At 66.9% G+C, this 7,362-nt stretch carries 10 protein-coding genes; 3 read left to right on the top strand and 7 right to left on the bottom strand.

Annotation, left to right across the window (positions count from 1 at the left end; all coding sequences use genetic code 11):
• Window positions 1–47: 47 nt before the first annotated feature.
• The gene (locus tag HMPREF0372_RS08645) at window positions 48–974 is read left to right on the top strand and encodes a DUF1848 domain-containing protein (RefSeq protein WP_007490970.1); all 927 of its coding nucleotides are present in this window, start codon (window positions 48–50) and stop codon (window positions 972–974) included.
• On the opposite strand, the gene HMPREF0372_RS08640 is transcribed toward HMPREF0372_RS08645, so the two are convergent.
• Window positions 922–2,343, bottom strand: a complete 1,422-nt coding sequence (locus HMPREF0372_RS08640; protein WP_007490968.1) for an alanine/glycine:cation symporter family protein — start codon at window positions 2,341–2,343, stop codon at window positions 922–924. The two genes, HMPREF0372_RS08645 and HMPREF0372_RS08640, sit on opposite strands and share 53 nt — an antisense overlap.
• A gap of 106 nt (window positions 2,344–2,449) precedes the next feature.
• Here HMPREF0372_RS08640 and HMPREF0372_RS08635 point away from each other — a divergent pair, with 106 nt between their 5' ends.
• Complete coding sequence (locus HMPREF0372_RS08635; RefSeq protein WP_007490965.1) at window positions 2,450–2,905, top strand: AlbA family DNA-binding domain-containing protein; 456 nt, start codon at window positions 2,450–2,452, stop codon at window positions 2,903–2,905.
• 36 nt (window positions 2,906–2,941) lie between these two features.
• On the opposite strand, the gene HMPREF0372_RS18730 is transcribed toward HMPREF0372_RS08635, so the two are convergent.
• From HMPREF0372_RS18730 to HMPREF0372_RS08610, 6 genes are all read right to left on the bottom strand, one after another.
• Window positions 2,942–3,379 (bottom strand): alpha/beta fold hydrolase, encoded by a 438-nt coding sequence (locus tag HMPREF0372_RS18730; RefSeq protein ID WP_007490963.1) that lies wholly within the window; start codon window positions 3,377–3,379, stop codon window positions 2,942–2,944.
• An 84-nt stretch (window positions 3,380–3,463) separates the two neighbouring features.
• On the bottom strand, window positions 3,464–3,937 hold the full coding sequence (locus tag HMPREF0372_RS18725) for an alpha/beta fold hydrolase (RefSeq protein ID WP_007490961.1): 474 nt from the start codon (window positions 3,935–3,937) through the stop codon (window positions 3,464–3,466).
• Window positions 3,934–4,464 carry a PadR family transcriptional regulator gene (locus tag HMPREF0372_RS08625; protein ID WP_007490958.1) on the bottom strand — a complete coding sequence of 177 codons (531 nt, stop codon included), beginning with the start codon at window positions 4,462–4,464 and terminating at the stop codon, window positions 3,934–3,936. The genes HMPREF0372_RS18725 and HMPREF0372_RS08625 overlap by 4 nt, the downstream gene beginning before the upstream one ends.
• A 111-nt stretch (window positions 4,465–4,575) precedes the next feature.
• Window positions 4,576–4,890, bottom strand: a complete 315-nt coding sequence (gene trxA, locus HMPREF0372_RS08620) for a thioredoxin (RefSeq protein ID WP_007490956.1) — start codon at window positions 4,888–4,890, stop codon at window positions 4,576–4,578.
• Between the two features lie 39 nt (window positions 4,891–4,929).
• Window positions 4,930–5,775, bottom strand: coding sequence for an NAD(P)/FAD-dependent oxidoreductase (locus tag HMPREF0372_RS08615; protein WP_007490954.1), 846 nt, complete (start codon window positions 5,773–5,775; stop codon window positions 4,930–4,932).
• The gene (locus HMPREF0372_RS08610; RefSeq protein WP_009259937.1) at window positions 5,757–6,071 is read right to left on the bottom strand and encodes an ArsR/SmtB family transcription factor; all 315 of its coding nucleotides are present in this window, start codon (window positions 6,069–6,071) and stop codon (window positions 5,757–5,759) included. The genes HMPREF0372_RS08615 and HMPREF0372_RS08610 overlap by 19 nt, the downstream gene beginning before the upstream one ends.
• A gap of 175 nt (window positions 6,072–6,246) precedes the next feature.
• On the opposite strand from HMPREF0372_RS08610, the gene HMPREF0372_RS08605 reads away from it, so the two are divergent.
• Entirely contained in the window at window positions 6,247–7,326 is a 1,080-nt protein-coding gene (locus HMPREF0372_RS08605) for a linear amide C-N hydrolase (RefSeq protein ID WP_007490948.1), read from the top strand.
• Window positions 7,327–7,362: the final 36 nt, after the last annotated feature.

Here is a 7,362-nt window from a genome sequence, read left to right as displayed (position 1 = left end):
GGGCGGACAGCAGTGCTGTCCGCCCGCTTTTTGCGAGGTGATTCCCCGTGATTCTCTCCGTCTCCCGCCGTACCGACATCCCCCGCTGGTACTCCGAGTGGCTCCTCCGCCGCCTGCGCGCCGGCGAGGTGCTGGTGCGCAATCCCTACCGCCCCGGCCAGCTCCGCCGGGTCCCCCTCTCCCCCGCAGTCGTGGACGCTATCGTGTTCTGGACGAAAGACCCCGCCCCGCTGCTCCCCTGGCTGGACGAGCTGGACGGGATGGGCTACCGCTATCTGTTTCAGTTCACCCTCACCCCCTACGGGCCGGAGATCGAACCGGGCCTGCGGGACAAGCGGGCCATTGTGGAGACCTTTCAGGTCCTGGGCCGCCGCCTGGGGCGGGGGCGGGTGCTGTGGCGGTACGACCCCATTCTGTTCACCGACGCCATCGGCCTCGCCTGGCACGAGGCCCGGTTCCGCAAGCTCTGTAAAGCGCTTTCCCCGTTCACTGATCAGGTGACGGTGAGCTTTCTCGACCCCTACCCCGGCCGTCCCATGGGCGGCCTGCGGCCCCCAAATGCCCTGGAAATGCAGGAGCTGGCGTCCATGCTGGGGCAAACTGCAAAGGAATATCACTTGTCAATTGTGGCCTGCTGCGAGGCGGGGGACTTCTCCCCCCACGGCATCGGCCGGGCCGCCTGTATCGACCGGGCCCGGCTGGAGCGCCTGTGCGGCGGGCCGCTGCGGCTGGGCCCCGACCGGGGTCAGCGGCCCGGCTGCGGCTGCTGTGAAAGCGTGGACATCGGCGCCTACGACACCTGTCCTTCCGGCTGCCGCTACTGCTATGCCAACCGCACCCCCGACCGCACAGCGGCACGGCGGGCGGAGCACGCCCCCGACAGCCCCCTACTGACCGGCATACCTAGCCCCGGAGATACCGTTACCGACCTGCCCGCCTGCTCCTGCCGCGATGGGCAGCTCCGTCTGTTCTGACCGTCATCCAGCCGTTCAGCAGACCCAGGGCCTCGGGCGACAGGAGCAGCAGGGCGCACAGGTTGGGCAGGGCCATCAGGCCGTTGAAGATATCAGCTAACTGCCACACCACGGCCACGTCGCCTACGCTTCCCGCCACCACGGCCAGCAGGAAAGCCGCCCGGTAGGGCCAGCGCCAGCGGTCGGTACCGGTGAGGTACTGGAGGCCCCGCTCCCCGTAGTAGCTGCTGCCCAGCAGAGAGGTGAAGGCAAAGAGCAGGAGGCAGACCGCCACAAAGACCACCCCGAAGCGGCCGAACACGGTGGAGAAGGCGGCGGCGGACAGGGGCGCGCCCACCATGGCGCTGGTGACGGTGCCGCTCTGAATGGCCAGCAGGGCCGCATTCTCCTGGTACACCCCGGAGGTGAGGATCACCAGGGCTGTGATGGAACAGACCGACAGAGTGGCAATAAACACCTCAAAAATGCCCCACATCCCCTGCTCTGCCGGTTCCTGTACGTTGGAGGCGGCGTGGGCGATGGCGGAGGAGCCCATGCCTGCCTCGTTTGTGAATACACCGCGGGCCACGCCGTAGCGCATGGCTGCGGCCATGCCGTACCCTATGCCGCCCCCCAGGGCCGCCTTGGGGGTGACGGCGCCCGTCACGATGCGCTCCAGCGCCTCGGGAATGGCCGCCCGGTGGCAAATCAGCACCATCACTCCGCCGCCGATAAACAGAAGGGCCATGCAGGGCACCAGGGTTTCGCTGACCCGCCCGATGCGCCCGATGCCGCCCAGGATCACCAGTCCGGTCAGCACAGCCACCACCAGTCCCACCGCCAGCCGGTCCCAGCCGAAGGCCGCCTCCAGGGATGCGGCGATGGAGTTGGCTTGCACCACATTTCCGCCCCCCAGGGAGGCGGCCACACAGCACAGGGAAAACAGGGCGGCCAGCGTCCGGCTGCCCACTCCCCGCTCCATGTAGCACATGGGGCCGCCCTGCCAGCCGCCGTCTCGGCTTTTCTCCCGGTAGCGCACCGCCAGGGTCTTTTCTACACATCCGGTCATCATGCCCAGAAAGGCGGACACCCACATCCAGAACACCGCCCCCGGCCCGCCGTAGAAGATGGCGGTAGCCACCCCGGCGATGGAGCCAGTGCCAATGGTGGAGGCCAGGGCGGTGGACAGGGCCTGGAGCTGGGTAAGCCCCCCGCCCTCCCGCCGCCTCTTCGGACGGAGCAGGGAGCCCAGCGTGGTTTTGAGCCACAGCCGGACGTGAAAGAGCTGAAAGAAGCCGGTCCGCACCGAAAAATACAGGCCGCTGAGTAAAAAGAGGCCCAGCAGCCACGGGTTCCAGATGAAATTTCCCAATCGCTCGGCAAAGGCCATGTCCACACCCCCCTGTTACACATATGCCGGAGGGGGGAGGAACATGTCTCCCTTGTCAAGGGCGGTTTTCCCCTTTATAATAGGGTCAAAAGGAGGGCGACATCCCATGTTTGACTTCCAGCAGATCAGCCGTTACCGGGAAAACAACCGCCTGGAGGCCAAGCTGGCCACCGGCGGGCTGCCCAGGAGCATCTGGGAGACCTATTCCGCCTTTGCCAACACCTACGGCGGCGTCATCCTGCTGGGGGTGGAGGAGCTGCCCGACCACACCCTGCGGGTGCAGGGGCTGCTGGAGCCCCGGGAGCTGGTGGACGAGTTTACCGCCCTGCTCCAGGACCCGCGGGTGGTCAGCGCCAACCTGCTCACCCCTGGCGACATCCAGGTTCTCCACGTCGACGGCGGGGATATCGTGGCCATCACGGTGCCCCCGGCGGAGCAGGATCAGCGCCCGGTCTACATCGGCGGCGACCTGGCCCGCGGCTCCTACCGCCGCAGCGGCGACGGGGACTACCACTGTACCCGGGCGGAGCTCAACGCCATGCTGGGCGGCCGCTCCCACTGACAGCAGGCCCCCGGCCACCCAGTGGCCGGGGGCCTGTCAGATTTGCGCCAGCACGTCCAGCAGAATATGGCTCCACTCCTCCGGCCGCTCCCGGAAGGGCAGGTGCCCCGCGTTCGGCAGGGAGAGAAATGCCTTGCAGGGGGCCGACAGGGTATCGTAATAGGCCGCCGCCAATGGATAGGGCGTGGTCCAGTCCCGTTCTCCCGCCGTCAGGATGACCGGCACCCCATAGCGCGGCGGACAACCGTCCAGGGACAGGCCCCCCAGCAGCTCCTCATAGAGGGCGGCGTTGGCCGCCAGCATCCGGTCAAAGCAGAGCTTCCACCGCAGGTCGTTTCCGGTCAGCTCCGGGGCGGCCAGTCCCCCCAGCGGAGACGGCCCGCCGTACTGGGGCGGCAGATACCGCTCCTTCCGCCGGCGAAACCGCAGCAGGGTTCCGGCCCCCGCCCGGTCCAGCCGCCGCAGGGCCAGCACCTGCTCCAGCTCCTGCGCCAGCCGTTCCGCGTCCTCCTCCCGCCCCGCCCTGCGGGCCCTTCGGATGGCCTCCGCCGCCGATACCTACTCGGACCGCTTGAAGTCCACCATCTGGCTGACGGGGAGCCAGGCTGAGAGCTTCTCCGGGCGGCGGAGCGCATAGAGCCCGCCCAGCAGGCTTCCCCAGGAGTGGCCCAGCAGGAACAGCCTGTCCCGGCCATACCGGGCCCGCAGGGCGTCCACCAGCTCGTCCAGGTCGGAGAGCAGCCGCTCCACAGTGGGCGGCGGGGCGGCCGGGTCCCGGTAATAGGTGTTCCCGCTGCCCCGCTGATCCCAATGAACCACGGTGAACGCCGCCTCCAGCGCCCCCTGCCACCGGCAGGCGGTGGCCCCCAGGGTGCTGCCCGGCCCGCCGTGGAGCACCAGCAAGACCGGGTTGGCGCGGCTTCGCCCCCGGACGCGGATATACTGCTCGATGCCGCCGATGGGGAGGTAAGCCGCCTCCTGCACCCCGTCCGCCGTGCGGATGGCGTACCGCCCGAACCGCCCCGGCCTCATGGAGCCTCCCCCACGGCCGCCAGCAGCTCCTCCACGCATCTGCGCTGCCGCTGGACGATGTCCGCCATGTTGTCAATGGTGATGCGGGCCAGGGGCGGCACCTCCTGTCCCTCATTGCCGGCGCGGCCCCGCTCCAGGGCGGCGTACTCCGCCTCCAGCCGCCGCCGCTGCTCCTCCAGGGCCAGCCGCACCTCCGCCGGAGGCAGCTTGTCTGCCAGTGAGAGGGCGCTGTAGAGTGTGGTGGGATAGAGGGCGGAGGAGGCCCGCAGGGCGTCGGCGATCAGGGTGTGCAGATGGCTCCGGCCCGCCTCGGTAATCCGGTAGACCGCCTTCTGCCGGTGGCCCGTCTGCTCCACCCCCGCCAGGGCGATGCAGCCCTCCCCCTCCAGCTTTTTGAGCGCGTGGTAGATGGAGCCCGGAAGCACGCCGCCCCACCGCTCCGCGTCCGCCCCGCCCAGCTTCTGCTGGAGGTCGTAGCCCGACATGGGCCCCCCGTCCAGCAGTCCCAGCACCAGAAGTTTTGTCATAGCGTCTCCTCCTCGGTCTATATTCAACATTGAGTATACAACAAAGAATATATTTGTCAAGAGGAGACAGAAACGCCGGGCGGCCCGTTTGGGCCACCCGGCGTTTCTATTTTACAGGTTGGCGTCCAGCACTGCGGTGTAGCTGGCCTCGGGCATCACGCCCACCTTGCGGTCGATCTCCTTGCCGTCCTTGAGGAAAATCACGGTGGGGATGCTCATGACGCCGAAGCGGACAGCCAGCTCCGGCTGCTCGTCGGTGTTGACCTTGCCCACCAGCACCTTGCCCTCGTAGCGGTCGGCCAGGCCGTCGATCACCGGAGAGAGCATTTTGCAGGGGCCGCACCAGGTGGCCCAGAAGTCCACCATCGCCAGCCCGCTGGCGGTGGCCTTGTCGAACGCCTCGTTGGTCAGATGAATAAGTGCCATAATTTGTTCCGTCCTTTCTCTGTATCGCCTTATGATGAATTAGAGTGTGTCTACGTATTCCGATGCCCGGTGGCCCGCCACCTGGCCCTCCCCCACGGCCTTGGACACCTGGAGGGGCAGGCCGGTACAGTCCCCCGCGGCGAACACGCCTGGGAGGTTGGTGGCCATGTTCCGGTCGGTTTTGATGTAACCGCCCTCCAGCGCCAGGCCGGGGAGCAGGTCGGCGGGGGCCATAGAGGGGCGGAGAATGAACACACCCTCGCAGGGGAGGGTCACGCTGTCGGCCCGCAGGGCCTCCACCTTCTTCTCCCCCAGCACCTCCAGCCGGACGGCCTTCACGAAGGGAATATCGGAGTGCAGGCCCTCCGGCGGCCGGTCGCTGACGTAGGTGACCCTGCATCCCAGCTCACGCAGGTAGTTGGCCTCGTGGGGAGCGTCGGCGGTTTTGCCCACCACTGCGATCTCCCTGCCCCGGTAGAGCATCCCGTCGCAGGTAGCGCAGTAGCTCACTCCCGCGCCCAGCCGCTCCGCCTCGCCCGGGTACTTCTTCGCCCGCACCACGCCGGTGGCCAGCACCACGGCGCGGGCCTGCTCCACCTCGCTGCCGATGCTCAGATAGTATGCGCCGCCCACGGCCAGGAGATTCAGCACCCGGCCGTCCCGCCGCTCCACCCCCATCTGTCCGGCGTGGGTGCGGAAGCGCTCCAGCAGTTCGGGACCGGTCACATTGTAAAAACCCAGATAGTTGTCGATGCGGCTGGTCTTGTAGAGGGGATTGTCCCGGTCGTCCCCGCTGACCACCAGTACCGACTTGTTGCGCGCCCTGGCCTGGATGGCGGCGGACAGGCCCGCCGGGCCGCCGCCGATCACCGCGATATCGTACACTGGTATTCCTCCTCCCGGTCGCCGAAGAGGGCGGAGAGCACCGCCGCCACCTCCGGGTTGGCAATTTCATAGTATACCTCGTTGCCCGACCGGGCGGCCTTGACCACCCCGGCGGCCTTGAGGCGCATCAGGTGCTGGGAGATGCAGGACTGGGACTGGCCGGTGTTGGCCTCCATGCAGCCCACGTTTCGGCAGCCGCACTTCAGCAGCCCGCGGACGATCCGCAGCCGGAGCGGGTGGGCCAGGGCCTTCAGCAGCTCCGCCTTCTCCTCATAGAGGGCGGTGGGATCGCTCATGTCGCTCACCTCATCGTCAATTTCTAATATTATTATATTCAAATATTCTAATATGTCAACCCCTTTTTCCAAATTTCTCTTGACAGTTTGGCCGCCTCTGTTTATCATGGTAATTCGTTTGGCTGTCAAATCATTTGAGCGTCAAACAAGCCTACATCAGAAAAGGAGCTCAACCATGCACGAGACCACGACCAAGCGCCCCGGCCGCGCCGGGAAATACATTCGGCGGGCCCTGCTCGCCCTGGCGGCGGTGATTCTCGCCGCCGTGCTGGTGCTGCTGGCCCTGTTCCAAGCCGAGCTGCGCACCCTGAATACCATTGAGCGGGTGGACGACACCGACCTGTTCACCATGACCTATCTGGGAGACTACGGCCTGGACGACTTTCTGGCCCAGGGCGGCGCCTCCAACGACAACGAGCTGCTGGACTTCCTGATGCAGAAGCTGCTCAAGGGTCTCCCCCTGCGCTTCGACATCCCGGATCTGGGCTGCTCCACCTTTGCCGCCGAGACCCCGGAGGGCGACGCCATCTTCGGCCGCAACTTCGACATGTACTACTCCCCCGCCCTCTTTGTCCGCACCGCTCCGGAGGACGGCTACCGCTCCATCTCCATGGTCAACCTGTCCTACATCGGCTTTGGGGAGGACAAGCTGCCCACCAGCCTGCTGGACAGCCTGCTCACCCTGGCCGCCCCCTATGTCCCTCTGGACGGCCTGAACGAGAAAGGCCTGGCGGTGGGAGTGCTGCTCATCGACACCGAGCCCACCGACCAGCAGACCGACAAGCCCGACATCACCACCACCACCGCCATCCGCCTGCTGCTGGATCGGGCGGCCACCGTGGATGAGGCGCTGGCGCTGCTGCGCCAGTACGACATGCACGCCTCCGCCAACTCCTGCTATCACTTTCAGATCGCTGACGCCGCCGGCCGCGCCGTGGTGGTGGAGTACATTGGCGACGAGATGAACGTGGTGGAGAGTCCCCGGGCCACCAACTTTCTGCTCACCGAGGGCGACTGGGACTTCGGCCGGGGCCAGGATCGCTTCGCCGTCCTGGAGGAGACCATGGAGGCCAGCGGCGGCGTGCTCACCGAGGAGGAGGGCATGGCCCTGCTCCAGGCGGTCAGCCAGCAGCCCCAGCCCGGCAAGGACAGCTCCACCCAGTGGTCCTGCCTCTACAACCAGGTGCGGGGCACCGTGGACATCGCCGTGGCCATGGACTATGACAGCCTCTATCACTTCGCCATCGACGAATAACCGGCACGGGCCCGCCGCATATGCGGCGGGCCCGTG

This window comes from Flavonifractor plautii ATCC 29863 (assembly GCF_000239295.1).
Taxonomy (GTDB): domain Bacteria; phylum Bacillota; class Clostridia; order Oscillospirales; family Oscillospiraceae; genus Flavonifractor; species Flavonifractor plautii.
The sequence above is the reverse complement of the archived record's forward strand: the minus strand, read 5'-3'. Positions and strand labels throughout refer to the sequence as shown.